20 protein-coding genes and 2 riboswitches are annotated in these 24,630 nt (G+C 39.8%); of the genes, 1 reads left to right on the top strand and 19 read right to left on the bottom strand.

Annotated features, from left to right (window positions below; genetic code table 11):
* Positions 1-163: 163 nt before the first annotated feature.
* The 11 genes from LJE12_RS03275 to LJE12_RS03325 form a co-directional block, all read right to left on the bottom strand.
* Positions 164-1,255: a succinylglutamate desuccinylase/aspartoacylase family protein gene (locus tag LJE12_RS03275; RefSeq protein WP_227292079.1), complete on the bottom strand. Its 1,092-nt coding sequence runs from the start codon at positions 1,253-1,255 to the stop codon at positions 164-166.
* Between the two features lie 186 nt (positions 1,256-1,441).
* Complete coding sequence (locus tag LJE12_RS03280; RefSeq protein WP_081017038.1) at positions 1,442-1,750, bottom strand: ArsR/SmtB family transcription factor; 309 nt, start codon at positions 1,748-1,750, stop codon at positions 1,442-1,444.
* 130 nt (positions 1,751-1,880) lie between these two features.
* Positions 1,881-3,746, bottom strand: coding sequence for a heavy metal translocating P-type ATPase (locus LJE12_RS03285; protein ID WP_008707160.1), 1,866 nt, complete (start codon positions 3,744-3,746; stop codon positions 1,881-1,883).
* Between the two features lie 152 nt (positions 3,747-3,898).
* Complete coding sequence (locus LJE12_RS03290; protein ID WP_020993289.1) at positions 3,899-4,117, bottom strand: cation transporter; 219 nt, start codon at positions 4,115-4,117, stop codon at positions 3,899-3,901.
* A 213-nt stretch (positions 4,118-4,330) separates the two neighbouring features.
* On the bottom strand, positions 4,331-5,686 hold the full coding sequence (locus LJE12_RS03295) for an MATE family efflux transporter (protein ID WP_008707162.1): 1,356 nt from the start codon (positions 5,684-5,686) through the stop codon (positions 4,331-4,333).
* The gene (locus tag LJE12_RS03300; RefSeq protein ID WP_020993290.1) at positions 5,686-6,657 is read right to left on the bottom strand and encodes an ABC transporter ATP-binding protein; all 972 of its coding nucleotides are present in this window, start codon (positions 6,655-6,657) and stop codon (positions 5,686-5,688) included. The genes LJE12_RS03295 and LJE12_RS03300 overlap by 1 nt, the downstream gene beginning before the upstream one ends.
* Positions 6,650-7,432 (bottom strand): ABC transporter ATP-binding protein, encoded by a 783-nt coding sequence (locus tag LJE12_RS03305; protein WP_227226688.1) that lies wholly within the window; start codon positions 7,430-7,432, stop codon positions 6,650-6,652. Before LJE12_RS03305 ends, LJE12_RS03300 begins: the two co-directional genes overlap by 8 nt.
* A gap of 11 nt (positions 7,433-7,443) precedes the next feature.
* Positions 7,444-8,271: a nickel transporter permease gene (gene nikC, locus LJE12_RS03310; protein ID WP_008707164.1), complete on the bottom strand. Its 828-nt coding sequence runs from the start codon at positions 8,269-8,271 to the stop codon at positions 7,444-7,446.
* Positions 8,272-8,275: 4 nt separating this feature from the next.
* Positions 8,276-9,223 (bottom strand): nickel ABC transporter permease, encoded by a 948-nt coding sequence (gene nikB / locus LJE12_RS03315; RefSeq protein ID WP_306452298.1) that lies wholly within the window; start codon positions 9,221-9,223, stop codon positions 8,276-8,278.
* Between the two features lie 55 nt (positions 9,224-9,278).
* Positions 9,279-10,841 carry an ABC transporter substrate-binding protein gene (locus LJE12_RS03320; RefSeq protein WP_008707167.1) on the bottom strand — a complete coding sequence of 521 codons (1,563 nt, stop codon included), beginning with the start codon at positions 10,839-10,841 and terminating at the stop codon, positions 9,279-9,281.
* Positions 10,842-11,038: 197 nt separating this feature from the next.
* Positions 11,039-11,237, bottom strand: a riboswitch (cobalamin riboswitch).
* Positions 11,238-11,312: 75 nt separating this feature from the next.
* Entirely contained in the window at positions 11,313-12,521 is a 1,209-nt protein-coding gene (locus tag LJE12_RS03325; protein ID WP_008707168.1) for a hypothetical protein, read from the bottom strand.
* 140 nt (positions 12,522-12,661) lie between these two features.
* Positions 12,662-12,844, bottom strand: a riboswitch (cobalamin riboswitch).
* 448 nt (positions 12,845-13,292) lie between these two features.
* Between LJE12_RS03325 and LJE12_RS03330 the strand changes: the two genes are divergently transcribed.
* Positions 13,293-14,393: a transposase gene (locus LJE12_RS03330; RefSeq protein ID WP_008707169.1), complete on the top strand. Its 1,101-nt coding sequence runs from the start codon at positions 13,293-13,295 to the stop codon at positions 14,391-14,393.
* 87 nt (positions 14,394-14,480) lie between these two features.
* Here LJE12_RS03330 and LJE12_RS03335 read toward each other — a convergent pair whose 3' ends face one another.
* From LJE12_RS03335 to LJE12_RS03370, 8 genes are read right to left on the bottom strand one after another with little or no spacing between them, the layout of a single operon-like run.
* Entirely contained in the window at positions 14,481-15,842 is a 1,362-nt protein-coding gene (locus LJE12_RS03335; protein WP_227226689.1) for a DUF4832 domain-containing protein, read from the bottom strand.
* On the bottom strand, positions 15,835-16,506 hold the full coding sequence (locus LJE12_RS03340; RefSeq protein WP_008707171.1) for a DUF4956 domain-containing protein: 672 nt from the start codon (positions 16,504-16,506) through the stop codon (positions 15,835-15,837). The genes LJE12_RS03335 and LJE12_RS03340 overlap by 8 nt, the downstream gene beginning before the upstream one ends.
* Positions 16,503-17,255, bottom strand: coding sequence for a polyphosphate polymerase domain-containing protein (locus tag LJE12_RS03345; protein WP_022380433.1), 753 nt, complete (start codon positions 17,253-17,255; stop codon positions 16,503-16,505). Before LJE12_RS03345 ends, LJE12_RS03340 begins: the two co-directional genes overlap by 4 nt.
* Entirely contained in the window at positions 17,242-19,035 is a 1,794-nt protein-coding gene (locus LJE12_RS03350) for a CotH kinase family protein (protein ID WP_227226690.1), read from the bottom strand. The genes LJE12_RS03345 and LJE12_RS03350 overlap by 14 nt, the downstream gene beginning before the upstream one ends.
* A complete protein-coding gene (gene pelG, locus LJE12_RS03355) occupies positions 19,022-20,491 on the bottom strand; it encodes an exopolysaccharide Pel transporter PelG (RefSeq protein WP_118569889.1) in 1,470 nt (489 codons plus the stop codon). Before pelG ends, LJE12_RS03350 begins: the two co-directional genes overlap by 14 nt.
* Positions 20,472-21,914 carry a GT4 family glycosyltransferase PelF gene (pelF, locus tag LJE12_RS03360; protein WP_118409224.1) on the bottom strand — a complete coding sequence of 481 codons (1,443 nt, stop codon included), beginning with the start codon at positions 21,912-21,914 and terminating at the stop codon, positions 20,472-20,474. The genes pelG and pelF overlap by 20 nt, the downstream gene beginning before the upstream one ends.
* Positions 21,915-21,919: 5 nt before the next feature.
* Entirely contained in the window at positions 21,920-23,749 is a 1,830-nt protein-coding gene (locus tag LJE12_RS03365) for a DUF2194 domain-containing protein (protein WP_227226692.1), read from the bottom strand.
* The gene (locus LJE12_RS03370) at positions 23,746-24,423 is read right to left on the bottom strand and encodes a hypothetical protein (RefSeq protein ID WP_227194726.1); all 678 of its coding nucleotides are present in this window, start codon (positions 24,421-24,423) and stop codon (positions 23,746-23,748) included. Before LJE12_RS03370 ends, LJE12_RS03365 begins: the two co-directional genes overlap by 4 nt.
* Positions 24,424-24,630: the final 207 nt, after the last annotated feature.

Here is a 24,630-nt window from a genome sequence, read left to right on the forward strand (position 1 = left end):
GCTTGCTATAGTATAAAATACGGCTGCACTATATCCGCATTTAACCCGGATATAGTCAGCCGTATTTTTATACCCTGTTTTTATATTTATGTCGAACCGATAAGCTCATTTGCTTTGCTGTTCACTTGAGTTGGTCGAACCCATTTCTGTCTTACTTAAGTATTTATTTATCCTCATGATGCTTATGATGTTCATGCCGTTTATGATGTTTTTCCTCTGATTTATGATGATGGTGTCCATGCTTATGTTTCTCATTTCCGCACACTTCACATCCTACTTCAATCTTACCCTGTGTATCCTCATCCCAGGTACCATAAGAAACCATCGGCGTATCCTTCATAATGCACAGACTGATGGTCTGATAAAGAATAATACCACCCATTTTGGCTCTGTATACAAACAGTTCACGTCCAAAATAATCGCAGATTCTTCCCAGTACTTCGCCTTCTTTAAATGTCTCACCGGGCTGTTTCGCCGGATACCAGCAGCCTGATACCGGGGCATCTTCATAAATCACAGGACTTACTTCTATCGGTGGTTTGCCATGAATATGAGACTTCCCACGAAGGATTCCCAGATGTCTGAGGATATTCTTCACATCATGAACATCCTCCGCTACCAGATCTTCGCACCAGCGGGAACTATGTCCACGTTCCAACAGGATACTCGGGATTCCCATGCTTCCGGCGTAGTTGTAGGCTCCACCTGTTCCACACATGGAAGTTACCAGATAGTCCACATGTGCGATTTCCGCCATCTCCCGGCTCTTTGCGGCTACTTCCGAAGCTGCTGCACCTGTACAGTATACATAAGATACCAGACCTTCAAATCCGTCACCGCAATGCAGATCCACATAGTAATCTGCCTTCGGGAAAAATTCTGTCACAACAGTATAAGCGATCCTGTCACTAAGTGTACCATTCGGATTTCCAGGGAAAACTCTGTTCAGGTTTTTTCCATCCTCATAAGTAAGACTCATGGTACGGTGTTCGAATCCAGTTCGGTTCATCAGACGGATCACTATGATATTTCCTGCGATCTTCTTCGGATCCAGCTCATCTGCAAGCTGCATAGCTGCCTGAATTCCTACATATTCTGCATTATGTACCCCACCGGAGATCAGAACAGTCTCCCCCTCTTTTTCTCCACAGATCAGTGTTACCGGAATTCCGAATTCTGCCCCGATGATGTGCACAAATCCTGATACTTTCTCACCCGGTTTTGCTTCCAGGTCTGCTACTCGTAATGTTCGCATCAAATCTTCTCCTTCCACTCATTCCATCTCTGCCAGATCTTATCATCCACTGGCAGGCTCTTATTTCATTCTGTAAATTCCACTTTCAATAGTTAGTTCTATAAAACTTTTATATTTTCAAACAGGGAGCCAATACTTGAAATATCAACTCCCTGCTTTTTACTTTTACCATACGTTCACATCGGATTAATTTTCTTCTATATGCTCTCTTCCCTGATTGATAATCGTCCGCACATGATCATCTGCCAGAGAATAAAAAATGGACTTTCCCTCTCGTCGGTTCTTCACCAGTTTGTTTTGCTTCAGGATTCTAAGCTGATGGGAAATTGCAGACTGTGTCATATTCAGTGCTTTCGCAAGGTCGCATACACATACCTCTGTTTCGAAAAGCACAAACAGAATACGGATTCTTGTAGAATCTCCGAAAATCTTAAACAAATCTGCCAAATCCTCAAGTTCCGTCTCTTCTGGCATTGTTTTATTTATAATTTCCATTGAATCTTCATGAATTTCATAATAGTCACAAGCCTCGTCTTTATGTTTTTCCACGCTTTCACCATTTTCCTTCCTGTCTGCAACTGTCTGTTATTCTATAAATTTTTGTAACTGTTCAGTACCTTCACAGTTACAGGTTTTTTACAAATAAAGTACGGATTGCGTTTAATACCGCAATGATCATAACACCTACATCTGCAAAAATAGCCATCCACATATTGGCAATTCCCAGCGCACCAAGTATCAGACACAAAATCTTAATGCCAATTGCAAAATAAATATTCTCATATACAATATGAATACACTTTCTTGCAATCTTAATCGCTTTGGAAATTTTCAGCGGATCATCATCCATCAGTACGATATCTGCTGCTTCAATCGCTGCATCAGAACCCAGTGCACCCATAGCAATACCAATATCTGCTCTGGACAGTACCGGCGCATCATTGATACCGTCACCCACAAATGCAAGCTTCTCTTTTTCGGATTTCTGATGAAGTAATTCTTCTACTTTACTTACTTTATCTGCCGGAAGAAGTTCACTGTAAACTTCCCCAATTCCCAGTTCTTTTGCTACCTGGTCTGCAACACGTTTAGAATCGCCGGTAAGCATAACTGTTTTCTTAATGCCTGCTTTCTTCAATTCTGCAATTGCTTCTTTTGCATGAGGTTTCAGAATATCAGAAATAAGAATATGACCTTCATATTTTCCATCTACAGCCATATGAATTACTGTACCCACATGATGACATTCCTGATAGGAAATTCCAAGACGTTTCATTAATTTCGCATTTCCTGCTGCTACAGATATACCATCCACTTTTGCAGTCACACCGTTACCGCTGATTTCCTCAATATCTGTGACTCTGTTTCTGTCAATTGGTTTTCCATATGCTTTCTGAAGACTCTTACTGATCGGGTGGGAAGAAGAACATTCTGCAAGAGCTGCATATTCCAGCAGTTTTTCATCTGAAATCTCATTATGATGAACTCCGCTTACTTCAAAAACACCCTGTGTCATTGTACCAGTTTTATCAAATACTACATAGCTGGTCTGTGCAAGTGTTTCCAGATAGTTGGAACCTTTAACCAGAACGCCCTGATTACTTGCTCCACCGATTCCTGCAAAGAAGCTTAAAGGAATACTGATCACCAGTGCGCATGGACAGCTGATTACCAGGAAAGTAAGTGCTCGGTAAATCCAATCACCCCACATAGCCGGTTTTCCCATGATCAAAAGTACGATCGGAGGAATAAAAGCAAGTGCAAGTGCTCCGTAGCATACAACCGGAGTATAATATTTGGCAAACTTTGAAATAAAATTCTCTGATTTTGATTTTCTGGAACTGGAATTCTCCACAAGTTCCAGAATCTTGGATACGGTAGATTCTCCGAATTCTCTGATCGTACGGATTTTCAGAACACCTGTCATATTGATACATCCGCTGATTACTTCATCCCCGGCTTTTGCATCTCTTGGAAGGCTTTCTCCGGTCAGAGCACTGGTATTTAAAATAGAAACACCATCAATGATCACACCATCAATCGGAACTTTTTCTCCTGGCTGTACAACAATTACAGTACCAATTTCAACTTCATCCGGGTCTACCTGTTCAAGTTTTCCATCTACTTCAATATTGGCATAATCCGGACGGATATCCATCAGTTCACTGATGTTACGTCTGCTCTTTCCTACTGCATAACTCTGGAAAAGTTCTCCGATCTGGTAGAACAACATAACCGCAACACCTTCGGAATAATCTCCAAGCAGGATTGCTCCCACAGTAGCTACTGCCATCAGGAAATTCTCATCAAATACCTGTTTATTTCTGATACCTTTAAATGCTTTCTGAAGAATATCATAGCCAATTACCAGATATGGAATCATAAACAGTCCAAATCTGACATATCCATCTATCGGCAATTTAGAAAAAAGCACGATCAATACCGCCGCTACGATGATTCTGATCAGCATCTTTTTTTGCTTCTTATTCATCTTAATACCTCACTTCTTATAAAACAGGACCGCCGCCAGAATATATATCAGTGGATAACCATAACCGCCTGATATATCTCTGTGCCGCAGTCCCTCTCTGCTAATTTACGACAATTCCCGTAAATATATTATCAACAGAAATCGTTCCTGAATTAAAGATAGATTTCGCAGTCGTCTTCTACTTTCTTGCAGTTTGCCAGAACATCTTTCATAACTGCTTTCGGATCCTGTCCGTCTTCAAATTCAACGATCATTTTCAGCATCATGAAGTTTACAGTTGCATCCTTAACACCTGCTGTATTCTTAGCAGCTTCCTCCATTTTATTTGCACAGTTTGCGCAGTCTACGTCAATTTTGTAAGTCTTTTTCATAGTATTTTTTCCTTTCTGGCTCATGAATATTTTTTCACATTATCATATGAGCACTTGTTCATTTGTTTATTTTATTATAACAGATTTTCGTCCTCTGTCAATAGCTTAATGTTAGAAAAATAGCAAATATATAAAAACAGAGGATACCGCCTGATCATTCTTCCTGCCATATCCTCTGTGTCATCTATCATTTACAAAATGATTGCAATCTTTTTATTTAATTTTCTTATGGTAGAGTTTCCTGACTTTTGCCAGATATAAAACAGCAAAAGCAACACCGGACACAACCCATGATCCAATATAGATCCATACAATACATTCCATTGTTTTAAATGACGGTAAAACAAGCAAAATGCATACTACTCGAAACAGGCAAATTGTAAGTAATGTAGTAATCATCGGTACCAGCGTTTCACCCAGACCACAGCAGGCTCCTGAAAGCGCCTCTGCAACTGCATAAAATACAAAAAAAGGTGCCATCATCTGCATATATCTTACAACCAGCGGGATCAGTGTCGGAACGTCTTTCTGATCAATAAACAACGGTCCAATCAGTCCTGAACCGAAGTAAAGAACAAGACTGATAATTCCTACTGCGATTACAGATAACCCAGTACCGATCAGTGCTCCTTTCTTTACTCTCTTCGTCTTACCGGCACCGAGATTCTGTGCGGTATATGTCGTCAGTACAGGTACCATAGAATCCGCGATCAGCCAGATCAGTAAATCCAGTTTATCACAAATTCCCCATGCCGCAATACTGTCAGTTCCCATTGTGTTGACACTTGCCTGAACAATAGAATTGGCAATTGGAAACAACATAGATTGAAGAGCTAACGGGAAACCTTTTTTTACCATCATCCCCATATGCTCTTTGCAGATTTTCATAGTTCTGATTCCTATCTTTTCTTCCAGGAAATCAGATTTCACAAGAAAATATGCGGTAAGTACAACACTTACAATCTGAGAAAGTACAGTAGCTGCTGCCGCTCCTCCAACACCAGTATGCATAAGTCCTACCAGTATGAGGTCTACAACAATATTAACCACACTGCATACGACCAGTACATATAATGGCTTTTTAGAATCTCCAAACGCTCGCAGGACTCCTGCCATCATGTTATAAAGGATCATTGCCCATATTCCGCCAAAATAAATGCGGCAGTAGATTAGTGATCCTGCACGAACTTCTTCCGGAACAGACATGATATCAAGCAGCCATGGAGAAAAAACAGCACCGGCTGCTGCACAGATAATTCCCAGAATACCGGCAAGCAAAAGAGCTGTCCGCACTGCGCAATGCAGTCCTTCTTTATCTTTTGCTCCAAAATATCTGGAGATCATAATCGTCGCACCAGTTGCAAGACCATTCATAAAGTTAATCGGAAACTTAAAAAGTGTATGTACAGAATCAATTGCAGCAAGTCCGACTTTTCCCGTAAACTGTCCGACGATAACCGCATCAACTGTTGTATACAACTGCTGGATCAGACTTCCCGCAATCAGTGGAAGTACAAAAAGTAATAATGCTTTTCCTATATTTTCAGAGATCAGACTATCTTTTTTCATTATTTACTGCCCTTTTGGAACAAATGGCAGGCAACACTGTGTCCATCTTCCACTTCCACAAGTTTTGGATTCTCTTTTTTGCAGATATCCATACAATGCTCACATCTTCCCTGAAACGGGCATCCCTGTGGAAGATCCAGTGGGCTCGGAGCCTCACTTTCAATACTCTCGATTGGTTTGGAAAAGTCCATATTAATATCAAATACTGCACCCATCAGTGCTCTTGTATATGGATGCATTGCTTTCATATCAAGATCTTTTCCCGGAAGAACCTCTACGAGGTTTCCAAGATACATAACGGCTACCTGATGTGCCACTAACTGAACCAGTGCAATATCATGACAGATAAAACCAAATGTGATGTTCTTTTCTCTCTGAAGCTTCGTGATCAGTTCAATTACTGTTTTCTGAACAGAAACATCAAGAGCGGAAGTTGCTTCATCCAGAACAACGATTTCCGGTTCCAGTGCCAGTGCTCTCGCGATCGCAACACGCTGACGCTGTCCACCACTCATATTGTGAGGATAACGATCTGCAAAATCTCCTGGTAATTCTACCATTTCAAGAAGTTTTCTGCAGACAGCATCCTTCTCCGATTTCTTAATCTTTTTGAAATTCATCAAAGGCTCACACACAATATCACGAATGTTCATTTTCGGATTAAAAGATAAGGTCGGGTCCTGAAATACCATCTGAATGTTCTGACGGTTATTTCTCAGTTCTTCTCCCTTTAATTTCGTGATATCTGTACCGCGGTACAGAATCTCACCCTCTGAAGGTGTATCAAGAGAAACCAGAAATCTCATAAATGTACTCTTACCACATCCGGATTCTCCTACCAGACCCAGTGTTTCACCTTTATACATTTTCAGATTAATATCATTGTTCGCCAGCAGAGTACGTCCATGTGATGCCGCAAATCTTCTGGTTACATGTTTCGCTTCCAGTATTACTTCTCTTTTTTCAGACATATCGTTCACCTCCCCGGGATGGAACTGCCTCCAGAAGTTTTCTGGTATATTCATTCTTTGATTCTTTCAGAATATACTCTCTTGTTCCCTGGTCTTCCATTTTTCCGTTCTTCATTACAACAATATAATCTGACATGTAGGCAGCTACACCCAGATTATGGGTTACTACAATAATGCCTGTATGGTAATCATCTCTGAGCTTCATCATCTGACGTACGATCTGCGCCTGTGTTGTTACATCCAGTGCAGAAGTCGGTTCATCTGCAAGAAGAAGCTTCGGCTGATAAGTCATTCCCATCGCAATACCAACTCGCTGTCTCATACCACCGGATAACTGGAAAGGATAAGATTCCATAATATTATCCGGAGACGGAAGTCTCATTCGCTCCAGCATTGCGATTCCCTTACTCCATGCCTCTTTCTTGGAAATGTTCTCATGAGTAAGAATATATTCTGTAAATACCTTTCCGACTTTACGTGTCGGATTCATCATTGCACCACTGTCCTGAAAAATCATGGAAATATCAGAACCACGAAGTTTTCTCCACTGTTCCGGTGTATAGGATAAAAGGTCTTCTCCTTCAAACGTAATACTTCCTTCTGTGACCTTACCGCCACCTGCAAGAAGTCCCAGAACAGCACGGATAACAGTGGTTTTTCCACTTCCGGATTCTCCTACCAGAGAAACGATCTGTCCCTCTTTCATATCCAGATTAAAGTTCTGAACAGTTGGAACATTTTTGTAGGAGATTGTCACATTATCTAATTTCAGCATGTTTATTCCTCCTACTCATTTCTTGGATCGAGGATATCACGGATGGAATCCCCAAGCATATTAAATACAACAACTACTACAAAAATAGCAAGACCCGGGAAGATCATCAGCCACGGAGCGGACTGCATACACGCTCTTCCTTCATTCAGCATATAACCCCATTCCGGTGCCGGCGGCTTCGCGCCAAATCCCAGGAAGGACATTGCTGCCAGTTCCAGCATCATGGAACCTATATCTGTGGCAGCAGTAATGATCAGTGTAGGAAGTGCATTTGGAAGCATATATCGAAACAGCATATACGGTGTTTTGGAACCGGTAACGATCGCTGCTGATACATAATCCCTGTCACGGATCTTCATAACTAGGCTTCGTGCCAGACGCGCATATTTGGTCCAGCTTACTACTACAATAGCGATGATCGCATTTTTGATACTTGCGCCCATAATACCTGCAACAGCAAGAGCAAGTACCAGTCCTGGGAAAGCAAGCATCATATCTGCAATTCGCATAATAACAGCATCAATGACACCTCCGAAATATCCTGCAAGGACTCCGGTAACAGTTCCCACCAGAAAGATCAGGGCAACAACACCAAAGGTTGCTGACAGAGATGCACGTGCTCCATAAATAACTCTTGAAAAAATATCCCTGCCCATTTTGTCGGTTCCAAAAATATGTTCCTTGCATGGCGGAAGCAGTGCATCTACCAGAGAACCTTTTAACGGGTCAACCCCTCTGGTTACCACCGGTGCAAATACTGCTGTCAGAATAATACAGACTGCAAGAATAGAAAACACGACAAAAGTTTTATTTGCTAAAAATCTGTTTTTCTTTTTCATGATTCTACTCCTTTAAACGCATACGTGGATCAATATAAACATAAGATGCATCAACGATCAGGTTAATGACCATATAAATCAGGGCAAGCCATAATACATATCCCTGGATCAGATTGTAATCACTGGATGTGATTGCTGAAACTGCAAGGTTTCCAAGACCCGGATAAGAGAAGATTACTTCTACAACACTGGTTCCTCCAAGAAGTGATCCTATGGAAAGACCAAACATTGTGATCAGCGGAAGCAATGAATTTGGAAATACATTGCCCCAGATAATCTTTGATTTCTTTACTCCTCTTGCCTGTGCACCGATCACATAATCCTGACTCAGTTCATCCAGCACCGCTGTTCTTACCTGTCTGGTATATTTGGAAGACATTGCAATCGCAAGTGTCAAAGCCGGAAGAAACAGACTCTTAAAGTCTCCCGCAGAACTGATAACCGGAAATGCATTGATATAAACACAGAATGCCAGCATTAACAGAAGTCCAACCCAGAAGTTAGGCATCGCACATCCGAGGAATGTAATTCCCCGGACGAGATAATCGATCCATTTATCTTTATATATGGCAGACAACATACCTAAAGGTACAGAAATAACCAGCATAAGGATCATGGCCATTAATGTAAGTTTCAAAGTCGGCCATAATCTGGCTGCAAGAAGTTCTGTAACTGGTTTATTTAAGCTGTATGATTTGCCAAAGTCACCTTTCAGACAGTTCTTAAGCCATCTGGTATACTGCACCAGAAACGGATCATTCAGACCAAGTTCCTCGCGTGTCTCCTGAACCATTTCTTCAGTAGGCATTACACCGGTTGCCGTGTACATGTTTCGTACAGGGTCACCTGGTGACATAAAGGTCAGTGCAAATGTAATAAAGCTGATACCGATCAATACGATCACAATCTGTAATAAACGCTTGATTATTTGCTTTTTACTCAAAAAAGACACCTCTTTTTATTTCTGTTTGTAACTATTCAGTAACTTCACAATTCGCAGACTTTTCTTATTCTGCAGGAGTAATTTCTGTTGACAGCCAGTAGTAATCTGCTGTATGGATATGTGCAGAACCAACTTTCTTACTGTAGATCATAGATGAGTTGTAGTATCCATCAATCAGAACCGCTGCATCATCTACCAGAATCTGCTGCATCTGGAAGATCAGATCTTTTCTCTTTTCCGGATCCATTTCACCTTTTAATTCTTCATATAACTTGTCATAGTCCGGGTTGGAGTATGCGCAGTAGCTGGTATCAGTTGCCCAGTTAGCCATATATGCCAGAGGATCTCCGGTACCAACAGTGATCCAGTTATTGTTATTAAGGTCATAATCCAGTGCTGCAAGTTTACTCCACTGATCATCTGAGCTTCCGTATTCAGGAACAACACCAATACCGATTTCTGCAAGATACTGTGCCTGAGCATCTGCAAAGTCATTCAGAAGACGGTTTTCATAAGAAATATATCTGAGGTTGATATTCTGACCATCCAGTTCACGGATTCCATCTCCGTCTGTATCAACGATTCCTGCATCATCCAGAATCTGTTTTGCTTTTTCCGGATCATAGGTATATGGATTTTCCAGTTTGTCATAGTCATAGTTCAGAGTAGAAGGCAGTACGGAGAATCCTGGTGTATAAAGTCCACCGATTGTTCTGGAATTACAGATTGTATCATTATCAATTGCCATCAGGATTGCCTGACGAAGTGTTTTGTTTCCAAGAACACCGTCAAAGTTCATCCATGCAAATCCACAACGTACACCTGATGCGATATCAACAGTATAGTCATCGTTATCCTGGAAGTCCTGAATATCTGCTACGTTTGTAATGTTCTCAACCAGGTCTACCTGACCGCTCTGAAGTGCCATTGTTTTTGCGGAGTTATCTCCCATGAACAGCAGATTGACTTTATCGTATGGGACATCTTCACGATAATACTCATTTGCAGCTAATGTATAACCAACACCTACACCATTGAATTCTTCAATCTTGTATGGACCTGTTCCAATAATTCCGTTATCATAGTTTTCAATATGTTCTACATCTGTAATTCCCATTGTTGGATGGCAGAGCTGTCCTACAAGGTTTGCATATGGTTTGCTTGTTTTGATGTTAATTGTATTTGCATCATCATCTACAGTAACTTCTGCTTCAAATTCCAGATATTTCTCCGGTTTGGCAGATCCGGAAGGTCCTACCTCTTTCATGTGATCAAAATACTCTTTTACCTTTGTCGGAGTTAAATCACATCCGTCAGAGAATTTAATTCCGTCTTTCAGCTTGATCGTCCATTCTGTATGCTCGTCATTTACTTCATAACTCTCAGCAAGCCACGGGATAACTTCCATATTGTCATCGAATTTAAATAATGCTTCAGCAATACCATATCTCATAGCATTCCATCCACCGTTTTCATCATTTGCACTGTTTACACATCCATCTGTGTACATCTGACATCCGAAGTTTAAAACCTTCTCATCACCTTTCGCCTGTACAGTAACTCCCATTGATAACGCAACTGTTGTTGCTGCTGCTAACACAAGTAATTCTCTTTTTGTTTTTTTCATCCTTTACTTCCTTTCTTTTTTTGTTTCTTCGTTGTTTTTCTTCCTTCTCATACTGTCCATTCCTATGATTTTGAGCGAAAAAAAGACAGATGCTCCCGCATCCGTCACGAAATCTTACCGTTAAAGAATCAAACATATATATATGCAACACATGAAGTTGTAACTCTTAATCAGGATTTCTCGTCGTCCGCAAGAATCTCTTTTACTAGAAATAAGCAGGTCTCCTGACTTAAGCCTATATACTTTCAGCACCTTCCCAGAAAATATCTTCCAGTGGTATGCAGCTGAAAAACAACTATCACAGTGACGGGATCGTACCGGATTTACACCGGTTTCCCTTTTAATCAGACCAGCAGGACGCTTCTGCTGGTCTGAACTTATCTCTAAAATCATCAAATGGCCGTATGAATACTTCTTTATCATAACATACTATCATGCATACGTCAATTATTTCAGACTTTTATTTTCTATCTATTTTTCCGTAAATTTCTGGAATTCTTCAAAATTTGTTTCCGGTGTATAGGATTTCAGAACTCCCATCATGTCCTCTACACTATATGTATTATCATACATTCCAATAGATAACACATACTGCTTATTAAACTCATCTACTGAATCCGCTGTCCAAAATGACTGCTGCAGCCGGAAAGCACTTCCATCTTCACGGTAATCTTCTGCAAAGCCTTCCAGAGCATTCTTCATAGCAACAAATGATGGTGCAACGATAGCACCATATTTTCCTACAAGATAGTCGATTCTTTCCTTGCCGTTATATCCCTTCTTGTTAAACATTTCGTATGTATCTTCTGTAAAACAATCAATTGACCCCAACAATACATCTGTACTGTTCTCTTCTTCATAAGCATCAATTACCTTGATAAAATCACTTGCGCTCACTACACTCAGAATAACATTATACTCTCCTGTATTCAGCGGAGCAGCCAGCTTTTCATCCAGATGATCTTTTGGATAACCCGGAACCAGAGTAATCTTAATATCACTGCCTGTTTCAATTTCTTCCGTATCCTGCGTATTCACCAGTTCTTCTACAGACTTCTCATATGACAGACCATATGCTTCCTGAAGCTTATTCAGAATACCTATCGTTCTCAGACGATGCATCTCATTACCGATGGCAGATCCTCCACATGCTATTATGTAATGATTCTGATTATTCTGATCCTCTGAAGCAAAATACTCCGCCATATTGGCAGCCGCATCCTTTTCTGTTTCAACAGATGTTCCTATCGTTCCCAGAAAGTAAGGATTATCCTTTACTTTCTCATACATTTCATCACTGATCGTTCCTGAACCACGCACATAATACATACCATATTCTTCGCATACCGGAAGAACTTCTTCAAGATCAGAGGAAAGGAAAGAAATAATTCCCTTTACATTTCTTTCATGAAGCTCATTTATAAAGCTGATTTCTTCTTCTGCAGTGCTTATACTGGAAGAATATAAAAACTCAACTTCAAAAGCCATACCGACATAATTTTCAAAATAATTTCTAAACTCTCTTACTTCCGCATCATTCAGATTATATACAGACACTCCTATTGTCATTTTTTCATCCTGATCTGCTGTATCACTCTGGACATCAGATGCCATAACTGAAATACTGGTGCAGGTAAGCAGCATAATCATTGTCAATATAAAACTAATTATCTTTTTCATTCCTTTTTTACCTTTCTGTCGTATTTGTATAAAAATTCAAGTTTTCTTTTCTCACATCCCTTCCTGAAGTAAAAAAGATCCTCTTCTTAAAATGTATTTTAGGTATAAAAATAAAGCCTTTCTTAATACACCGTAAGAAATAACCTTTTCTAATGCAAGCAGGTCTCCTGACTTAAGTTCATCGCATTTTATCGTCTTCCCGCCTCTTAAGCAGTGACATATATGATAAAAAGCTCCCTTTTACAGTGGCGGGACCGTACCGGACTTGCACCGGTTTCCCTTTTAATTCCATATTACTGGAAACATGCATTATTTTTATAATATGATATCAGGGGCTAAAAGTCAAAAACTATTTTTACTCCGCGCTAAGGCTTTTCCCCAACTTCATTATATTTTTATTATATAATTCCATTTGGTTAACGTCAATAATTTACATCTAATATTTATATGTTTTTTTATTCACTTTTACTATGGTCTTGAATATTCAGATTCCAGTATCTATTCCATAATAAGGGTCTCTTTGCAGCACTACCTTCTCTTGTGGCATTTCTTTGTTTATGCTAAAATATTTTTACTACTATAAATGAGCAAGTTCGTGATTTTGCATAAAAGAAAGACACCTCGATTCCGTGTGTTGTATAATGAAAGTGCCTAAACAAACATTTGCAATATTTACGAAAGAAGGTGTCTCTCGCAAATACTATACATCATTCCGCATTCATATACAACCAGCTTAAGAAATTAAATTTATGCAAATTTTATTCGAACCGGGTGATAAACCACCTTATAAGTATCCTGATCAGCATTTTCATTTCAGGATATCATGGAAAAACCACGGATTTTGCTAAAAACAGTTCCTGTCACAGAACTACGATTGCACATTTCCTTAATTCAGGGAAATGGGATGATTCTCTACTTTCAGATACGTTAAAACGTTCTGTTATAGAGATTATTTATTCAGAAGCAGCACGCACCGGAAAGCCTGTTTTCTGCATTGTAGACGATACGATAGCTTCAAAGACAAAGCCTTCGTCACAGGCTCTGTATCCGATTGAAGATGCGTACTTTCACCAATCCCATTTAAAGGGGAAACAGGACTACGGACATCAGGCAGTAGCTGTTATGCTTTCCTGTAACGGCATTGTCCTGAACTATGCTTTTGTAATGTACAATAAATCAATTTCCAAGATTGATATTGTACAAAATATTGCAAAGGAACTGCCTGTTCCACCAGTAATGTCTTATTTCCTTTGTGACTGCTGGTATGTTTCTGAAAAAATAATCAATACTTTTGTACAGAAAGGGTTCCATACCATTGGTGCTTTGAAAACAAACCGTCTGCTGTATCCATCAGGAATGAAAAAGAAACTCAGTGAACTGGCTGCTGAACGATCCACAACACATAAAGGATTTGACCTCGTCACAGTCAAAAAACGCAACTATTATGTGTACCGGTATGAGGGAAACCTCAGCGGCATAGAAAATGCAGTTGTTCTTTTAAGCTATCCTGAAAAAGCATTTGGTAATCCTAAAGCACTACGTGCTTTCATTAGCACAAATGTATCCTTATCTACACAGGAGATCCTTTCCTGTTATGTTTGTCGATGGCCGATTGAGATATTTTTCAGGCAATGCAAAAACCATCTGGCCCTGGATACATACCAGATACGCTCCTCAAAGGGAATACAGAGGTACTGGCTGTTGATGTCACTGACACATTATATTTGTGTCACAGGAACTGGCGGATATCGGTCTTTTCAAGATGGATATCATCGAATCTGTAGTGCCGTTCATCAGGAAAAGTATCAGTATCTATTCCTATGTGCAAAAGCAAGTGATGATTTTGAAGCATTTATGAAATTAGCAGGATAATTTTGTGCATTTTTTCAAATTTGCTCATTTATAGTAATTAAATAAGGTAATTTTAGTTTCTAAATATCAAAACGTAACTCTTTCAGTTTACTGAAAAAGATAATTTTTCCCTTCATTATAAGTTCCTTTCATTGAAAATCGAACAGCTAATTTCCCAGTCATCGGATCTTCAATACCTATACTGATCTTATATTTCTTTCCGGCCAGTGAGATCAGCTTTTTTACCTGCATTCTTGTTTTTGTCTGTAAAGTTTCTTCCGGCAGAAGTGATTTTAACGAAATGTCAACCGCTTCTTTTTCAAGACTATTTCCATCCTCATCTTCTACCAGAACCCATACAGGCCAGTCTTCATAAAATGGTGCAACTCCATCATTCTTCCATTTAAGATTCAGGCTGACATAACCCGGCATCTGAATAAGGCTTGCTTGCGAAATCCACAAACGATATCCCATGCTTCCTAAAACTTTCCTATAACCATTTTCATAAGTTTTATCCGCTATTTTCGGTCCAAGAAAAGTAGTATGTGCTTTCTTTATCAGATTTATTGTCTGATCCAGATTTGTGTCAAGCAAATCTTTCATTGTAATTGAACTTGTAAACTCACCTCCGGAAGGAAACTTTTTCCAGAAATCTTTCATTGCGGATAACCCTTTTTTCTCATGAGTCTGGTCAAACTCACCGCCTTCATTAATCCAGCGAAACCATTCCTCTGTGCTCTCTGGCTGTCCGGTCATATCGTTGTAGAGACCTGTTCCATAATGTTCTCCCTCACTAAAAGGTCTTCTCATCAGTATCATGGAATCAGGGAAGGCCTCTGTCCATGGAATCATATAACGTTCTCTTACAGATTCTTCCGGCAGACTCTGTATTCCTGCGGAAATATTTACATGCCATTCTCCCCAGTGCCCCAGACTTCCAAGTTCGATATAACTGACCAGTCCATCTCTGCCAAAATGCTCTCCAAGTGCATTAACTGCCCTTTTGTGATATTGTATCATCTGTTCATTATTATAATCAGGAGCATATCCCTTTCCATACTCCATATCATACCAGGTTCCCGCATGATCAGTTTTGTCATATAGCCATTGTGGAATGTCCATATGCTTTTCCTCCCCGGGAATATCACACACAAACCTCAGTACCAGGTGTTTCCCTTCTTCTCTCCATCTGTCAGTCTGATTTTCTCTTTCGATTTTCTCCCAGTCATATTTTCCTTCCGCCGGTTCCAGTTCAGCCCAGGTAATATCCATATACAGTAAAGATATATCCTCTCCTATTGTTTCTTCCCAGGCACAAGGTGCATATCCCATTAATGGATTTCCAAAAATTTCTTCTGTTTTTTCATATATCTGAGTTTTTCTTCCAAATACCATCCATACTCCTGCTGCTATAATAACTAAAAGTCCAAAACCCAACAGAACCAGATATCGTTTCTGACTTTTAGCCATGATATTCTCCATTATACTGAATCAATGTAACATCTTCCACTCCACCGATATCCCGGATTTTTTCCATAAACTCCATATCATTCTGTCTGCAATATATTTCCACTGCCATTTCTGTTTTTTCATTGCGCATAGTTTTTGATTTTACGAAATATTTTCTTTTTCCAAAACAACGGATAATTTCATCTCCCGCCTGAGTTCCCTGATAATGAATCACTGCAATATAAATTCTTCCATTTTGTTGTTTGTGATAAAACAGGGTGATCATCAGAATGATAATCACAGCTGTCAACAGAGTTAATGCATACATACCTGCACCGGCTGTAATCCCCGATGTGATTGCCCAGAACAGATACAGAAGATCCATCGGATCTTTAATTGCTGTACGAAAACGTACAATAGACAATGCACCAACCATACCAAGAGAAATCACAATATTGCTGCTGATCGCAAGTGTTACCATACAGGTAAGCACTGTCATTCCCACAAGTGTAACTGCAAAACTTCTGGAGAAAATAACTCCAACATAAAATTTCTGATAAACCAGATAAATCACACTTCCCAAAATCAAAGCCACTGCCAGAGCAGCCAATATCTTAGGTATATCATACTGACTGAACATTCCTGATTCCAGTACAGATTTTTTTATCATATCCTGTACACTCATCTTATCATCCTCCCCTGTGTATCATACCAATACTCAAATCCATTCATGTACCGCGTTTTTTCATAACACAGTACATATTTGGAAACTGCTGTAAATTCTGCTGCCTGCGGCGGCAGAAGATTTCTCAGAATCTGAGGCAGCATCTCTGTAAATTTCACTTCCATGATCAGTTTTCCCGGTTCCAGTACAGATAAAGCCGGAAGCGTACTGTCGAAAATGTCATAGCTTCCAACAGCCGCTCTGACATCTGTATCAAATGTAATCCTGACTGTTCCCTCATCCATGATCCATGGTTCTCTCTCGTAATCTACGATTGTTCTCGGCCGCATCATATTACTCATACATTCTATGTAAAATTCCCTGCAAAGATTATACGGGCTTTTCAGAAGAAATTCATACTCGCCGGAAAGAATTTTTTGCACCTCATCTTTTGTCAGAGGGGCATCTTCTTTATAAATATAACTGCCGAACTTCTTTTTTCTTTCCAGCTTGATACTTTCAGCACTATAATTATAAATTCGTATCCTGTATTTCTTCCTCATAAGAACGCCGCTTTCCTTTTCTTCATATGCACTGTTCCAGTAATCATCAAAATACAGGCTCCGTATCAGATATCCTCCATTTTCTGCATGAGGATCCAGTTTCATAAGTGGCTTCATCCGAAGATTCAGGACTTCTTTCTCACTGGTACTGATAAGATATTTCCACTCGTTACGAAAACGTTCTTTCTTCCTGTCAGCCTTCTTCATAATCGTCTTCCTCTACCGTACTATCTTCTGTTATGTAAAAGCACCTCATACCATAATATTTTCCTTCATCTGTTACATAATAATCAAATGCATCCTGCGTTTTTCCAGATGTATTTGTTGCTCTTACTCTCACAAAGTACTGTCCTGCTTCCGGAAGGTCCATCTCGGCTTCCGGAACAATCAGTGTTGTGTTCTGATAGATCACATCCCGGAATAGATAATCTCTTGCAACCTCTACAGAATACGTAATGTCCTCTGCGTCCAGATCATAAGATACATCCCAGTTAAATTTCAGCTTATCACCGTCTATTGTCGGAACACCTATATAAAATGGCATTGGTGTTTCCAGACTTTCCAGATATAACTGATAGTTCTTCTCTATCTCATCAGGAAGTGATGCTGCAATCTGATCGTATTGTTCAGATGTAAGCGGTTCATACTCTGCATCAGGCATCAAATATAAATAGGGCTTCAGTACATTCTTATAGCTCTCTATCTTTGATGTGAGCATATCTTTGTTCAGATATTCCCTCAGATCCAGAATGGCATCATTTAATTTTTCCCGGAAAGACCGTGACTTCAGACACCTTTGAAACAGAATATTTCCCCAGTAATTGCTGATTCCCTTTTCCCAGCTGTTCTGATCCGAAAAATTCCTTAATTCATATTCCGGTCTCATCAGACAGCCATCGTTATCCCAGGCAATAAAGTACCAGATATCTGAATTCAGAGGACTGTATAAATAAACATTTCTGTTCTGTGTGTCTACGTTTCCCATCAGAATCTGAAATGCCATCCAGTAAACAATATTTTCTTCATCAAAATGTTCTTTCAGTACATCTTCAATCCCTATAGAATAATCATTCAGATCTGTCAGCATATCGATCAATTTGGTATGATCTGAATCCCCTTTTATTTCCAGCATTTTTTCAAAGGCTGTCTTATCATATCCTGCATCATCTTCTTTTTTTATAATATCCTCGTAGCGATAAAATTCAAAAGAATTAATCTTATACAATTGTCCGTTTGAATCCAGTCCATGACTCTTTAATGCCGTCTTATTCAGTTGTTCAACCTGTGTATAAATTCCATAATCCTCAAATTTTCCACCTGATTCTTCTGTATTATCCTTTACATACAAATGCACAAACTGTGTACGTAAACCAACCATCTGAGGAATTCCCCTGATCAGATCATATGCCAGCTTATTTCGAAAGCGCATTCCTTCTGTCATATGTTTATTCAGGTTAATGGTTCTCTGGCCTCTCCACGTTCCTTTATTCTTTTTTAACTCAATTTTATAATTTTTTTGTGCATTCTGGCTGGATGTCTGGCCCCTGATCTGAACAGTTGCATTAGGCACGCGTTCTCCATATCCGACTTCCCCTTCTGTCGGTCCATTCTCATCTCCCACCTGCAAAAGTCCTGCCACCTGATATCTCTCCACTCCCATATCTTCGTAATCATAAACAGAATAGCTGTTGATTTCCTTCCATGTATGATATGTATTTTCCGATGAATTTCCCTTAGATACAGTAAGATACATGGTAACAACACTGGTATCATCATCATTTTCATACAAAGAATCCTTATCTCTTAAATGAATCTCATTGATTTCTTCTTTCTCCGCTTTTTCCGCCTTTACCTGTTCTGTTTTGTTATCTTCCTGTACTGTCTGATCCTGTGAAGAGTTTCCCGCTTTTTCCAGAGTGCAGCCTCCACAGAGAGAAAGACTGACTAATACTGCACTTATCAGATTTATTTTTTTAATTCCTGTCAACGCTCGTTCTCCTTTCCAGTTTCTCATCCATAAAATATCCGATTCTGGTAAATACCCCCGATTTGTCTTCTGCTACCACCGGCTGTATGCTGAGAATATAATATGGCAGACGTCTGGTATAACGTTCCAGACGGATCATAACTATAAAATAAAACAGTACACATCCTGCAAGAAACCCAAAGCCATAATATACCTGCGGACAAAACAGTGAAATCACAGTAAACACAGAAGTTCCCACGGCAAAAATTACAGAAGCAGCCAATGCTCCCCTGTAATCTGTAAAATATAAAAGAAGCAGAAGCATCGTATTTGCAACTGCATAAATGCCGTAACCAACACAAAGTGTCCGGAAATATCCATACATCAGATCATTAAATCCCAAAGGAAGGTACTTCAAAAGACTCTCACCCATTGAAATCGCCAGCGCAGTAGTCAGTAACTGCTTCAAAGCGGTATATTTCAATTCTCTGTTCAGTACATCCAGCATTTCTGTACCGGCCTGCATAATATCCTTAATGGTTCCCCCATCATTGAATAAACTGTAATAATTCCTGTATTTCGGATAAAAATTAACTTCTACAGAAACCACAAAATTTACAGTGGTGATCAGAATTGTCAGAAATGCGATCAATGCCGGTACGTCATGTGACGGTGCCCCATAAAAAAGCCCTTTTACCTGTTTCCCCAGCGGTCCGGCCCACATGATCACAAGGTGGGCAAACAGCCCGATATTAATGCAGAGTCCTGTAAATGCCAGCGGCAGAAACTCATCTGCCCACCTTAAAAATAAGAATGCACTGATATCACTTTGTGGAAAATACTCATACAGTAAAACAACATCCCATAAAAGCATGATCCCATATCCAATGCATACCGCAGCCATCAATGCTTCCACATGGGAAATTCCCAGAAACAACAATAAAGCTCCCGAAAGAAAAGTAACAGCGATCGCAGCAAGAAAGGATAACATAATTCCTCTGTAATCTTTAATTGCAGTAAGATAACTCATCGCATTCCATGTAACGATCAGTTCTCCAAACAACTCAAAACATAAAAACTTATCTATAAGCCCAACTCCGGAAAATATCAGAAAAATCCCATATAAAATTCCTCCTGCAATGAGCATTAAGCCTGTCGAACCCCAGAAAGATGACAGAACTGCCTCATTTTTTTCTTCATAAAGCATATCTGCAATAAATCTTGTTACTACCATTGACAAGAAACTGGTTACCGTCAATGATGCAAGAAGTGTATATGTGATCATGCAGACCAGTAATTCTCTGCTCTGTTTCGGAGCGCCTGTCCTGTCACACAAAAACATAACCCCCAGCAGAAGTACGATACCAAGCAACATGGGACCGGTACAGATAATCCCTGCATATCCATAGGCGCGGAAAGAAGCAAACAGCCCTCTTCTGCTGAACAGTTTTTTGAGTTCAAATCCAATCCCTGCCATATGCTTCCTCCACCTCCCTGTAAAGTTTTCTGTATTCACTGATCATGCGCTCATGCCTGTAATATGCCTTAGTTCTTGCCTGTCCGCTTTTTCCCATTCTGATCCGTCTTCTCCTGGATTCACACATTTTTTCCATAGCGAAAGCAAGTCCATCCCTGTACATAGGCGGAACGCAATAACCGGCACATCCAAAATTATCTCCTTCTTTTCCATTCAGAAGTTCCCGGCAACATCCTACATCAGTCGTTACACATGGGCGTCTGGCCGCAAATGACTCCAGCACGGATAATGGCTGGCCTTCTGATATACTGGTAAGGATCGTAAAATCCAGTTTTCTCATATACTGTACAATATCTACCCTTCCTGTAAAAACAAGATTTTTGATATCCAGCTGTTTCACCAGTGCATAACACTCATCTGCATATTCCTCGTCATCTACCCCTCCCAGAATATGAAGTCTCACATTCTCCATTCTGGATGAAAGTTCATAAAATGCATATATCATAGTCTTTATATCTTTAATGGGTGCGAGACGGACTACCGCACCTATGTCTATCCATCCATCTTCCTCTTTCAGAGGGATCTGTGACAACCTGTCATAATCAATACCATTTTCAATTACTCTGCATTTCTCTGCATCACAGCCAATCTGTATTTGCGTAAGCATCGCATTCGTAAATAAACTGGTTACCCGAAAAGCCCTTTTATAAATTGCTTCTGATAACATATAAAAGAAAGAAATCCACTGTTTTTTAAATGATGGGATTACCCATTTTGCCCTGATGATCTCTTCCTCCCTTTCTCTTGTGTATATCCCATGCTCTGTAAGTAATACCGGTCTTCTGTAAACATATCCTCCAAGGCAGGCAAGAAGTCCCCCGTATCCTGTTGAAATCGCATGATAGGTGTCTGCCTGAGGAACCTCAGAACCCAAAAGATATAAAACCGGAAGCAGCATGGAACGCATTGTATGAAACGCGTCCGCAAATGCAATATACGGATATTTTTCCAGACAGCTCTCTGTTAATATATTTAAAAACTGCTCACTTTTCAGAAATGACATCGGATTCATTTTCCGGTCGTGATATAAATGAAACAATACTTCCCAGTCAGGATGACTGCATTCCATCAATTCTCTTAAACTCTTTGTTTCTTCTTCCGAAAAATGATTGATTCTGTGCAGCTGTCCATTTTGATTTCCATGTTCCTTCAGTTTTAATGCATCATCCAGAAATACTTCATGGACTTCCACCACATTATCCGGCAGTTCATAGACAAATTTTCCACGGTCACATGCATGTGCTCCTATTACCCACAGCACAAACTCATGCTCTTTCATAACAGTGATATACTGATGCATCCATGTAGAAACTCCACCATGTACATACGGATAACAGCCTTCTAAAACCAGACAGATTCTCAATTCTCTCACCTTATTTCTATTTTCACTGATTTCTCTTTTGCCCGAAGCAGATAGAGATTTCCGGTAATATGCGTCAGTTCTCCACCTTCTATATTACCCGGAGTCCCTTCATTCATTCTTATCATAATATAAGCTTCATCATAAAAATTATCTAATTTAAGATTAAGTTCCTGATCTGATACATCCTTATCGATCACCAGTGCCCCATACCGCTGTATTGCGCCTGATAGTTCGGAAGCAGTAAGATTTCTCAGACATGGAGTTGAAGTATACAGCCAGTCCATATATTCATCCAGCCGTTTTTTCAGTTTCTTCCATCCCAGTCTGGCACCTCTGTCTTCGTCCAGCAGATCATCCGGATGTATAAAATGTGTATTGACAAAATGCATATTCAGTTCAGATACAGCCGCAAGTTCCATATAATCGTCAATCACTGCACCGGAAATAATACGGGGCTGTTCCACAATTCCATCTTCTGCGGCTTCAAACTCCTGTGTATATGCCATATCTCCGACAAAATAATTACTTGCAATTGTACGTATCTCCGGAAATTCTTTTACGATCATTTCCCGCCCTTCATCTGACAGCACATTAGACGGCGGTACATAAACAGACAATTCTGTCCCCGGAAACATCTCTTTTCCAAACCGTATCAGCTCTGTCATGGCTTTTTTCATTGCATCATAGCTTTCCCATGTTTTATATGGAAGGATATTTGCATAATCCACATTTGACAGGCTCAATGGCTGATGATTATATCCATGATATCCCAGTTCTCCTCCCTGATGAAGCAGCATATTCCCAAAATACTGAAATCTCTGCACATCTTCCTGTTCCACAACATCTCCGGACACATCATCCTCATAATTATCAATAATAACACCTGTATATTTCACACCGTGTTCCTCTGCCATATCCAGCATATCCGGCCACCAGATATTTGTATAAAACTCTTTGATGCTGAGACCATAATCACGTTTGATATATGTTCCATCTCCACTCGGTACAGGAGATGGAAAATCATCCAGATAGAATACAGATCCATTAAGCACCGGGTAAACCATCACATCTGTCAGCAGGCTATAGGATGCCGCAAAAAATCCTCTTGTGGCTTTTTCACATAATCCAAAATTATCAACTACAAATTTACCTTTTCCATAACTGTTTTCCCAGATAAGCGGAACCTTCTTTTCATCATCTGTCCATGCATAAACCTTCGCCGTTTCTCCAACACTTACTTCCCATGCTGAATCATATGCATCCGGAATCTGGAAAGATCTTCCCCCTCCAATCATGAAATCATCATCAATATAGATTTTATCTACCAGAACATTTCCATAATCAGAGTCTGTAATTCCCAATTTCTGCTCAATGAGCGAAACATATGTATCCTTCTGAAGTGTTAACGCAAAAAGAACACGTCCTCCTTTTTCTACCCAGTTTCCAATCTTTATAACTACATCCTTCAATGGGTTCAGATCCGACATCAGCACCACTATTGTTTCATAGCCTGAGAAATCAGGAATCTCACTCTGTCTGATATCTGCCAGATCTACTCCTGTTTTCATATCCATGAAAATTCTTTCAAACTGTTCCCATGCCACCACACTGTCTGCCTGACTGCTGTCCATCAGCACCAGACAACTGCTCTCAATATTTTTGACTGCCTGTGTTTCAGTTACAACCGTATCCCTGTCCAGATATGCCTTCTTCTTGATCTCTGCCTGATACTGAATTCCTGAACGCTCTGTCCAAAGCACCACACTGATTGCCAGAAAAACTCCCAGAATAACAGTCAGACCCTTAAATCGAAAAGACTGTAAATATTTTATCATTCCTGCCAAAAAGCCAATGCCTCCTTTCCTTTCGCCGACAGGTAAATATGTTCCTGCTGAATCTGCTCTAATGTTTCCTTTAATTCTTTTCCCTGTTTCAGTTCTACGTAATATCTGATCCTGAGTATCCAGTATTCTTCATTTCTGTGCCACTTCTTATCCATTCTTTCCAGACTTTTAAGCACCTGTTCATACTCCTTCGTCTGCATTTGATTCTCAGCCAGACATACATATGTATGAAGATCCTCTTTAAATTTCAGTTTTTTCTTCAGAAGTTTTATATATTGATTTCTTTGCACCAGTTCCATCTGTCCTTCTAGAAGTCCCTGAGATAAATACTCCTGAAGAAAATCACAGTACTCTGAAATAAGCTGTTGATTTTCCGGTTCTTTTGCATATCTGTATTCTATCTTCTGCAGTCTGCTTTCATATTCCTTAGACAGCTCTACCATTCCTGTGATCGCATAATGCACAACCTCTACATCGTCATTCATCCTTGCCTGTTTAAGCATATCGATGTAATTCTCCGGATCATCATTCAATACATTCATAATCAGATCACGCCTCATAGCGGCCTCATCAATAAGAAGCACTTCCTCCAGTGGCACAATATTTCTGTCACTTTCTTCTTTCGGTGCTATAATGCTCCTGTAAATTTCTTCATTGATCTTCATTTTTTCTATTCCGATTTCACGCTTTTTATCCTGGTGAAAAAATATCTGGAAATGCAGAAGCAATACACAGATCATACCCCATACCGGTACAAAGATCACAGGTAATATGAGATACCTCTTCACCTTCAGTAAATGGGAGTTTATTCCTGTCCATACTAAAACACAACAGATAATATGGAATATAATAAAAACAACCCCTGTTATATT

It is taken from the genome of Blautia sp. DFI.6.71 (assembly GCF_020593585.1).
GTDB lineage: Bacteria > Bacillota > Clostridia > Lachnospirales > Lachnospiraceae > Blautia_A > Blautia_A wexlerae.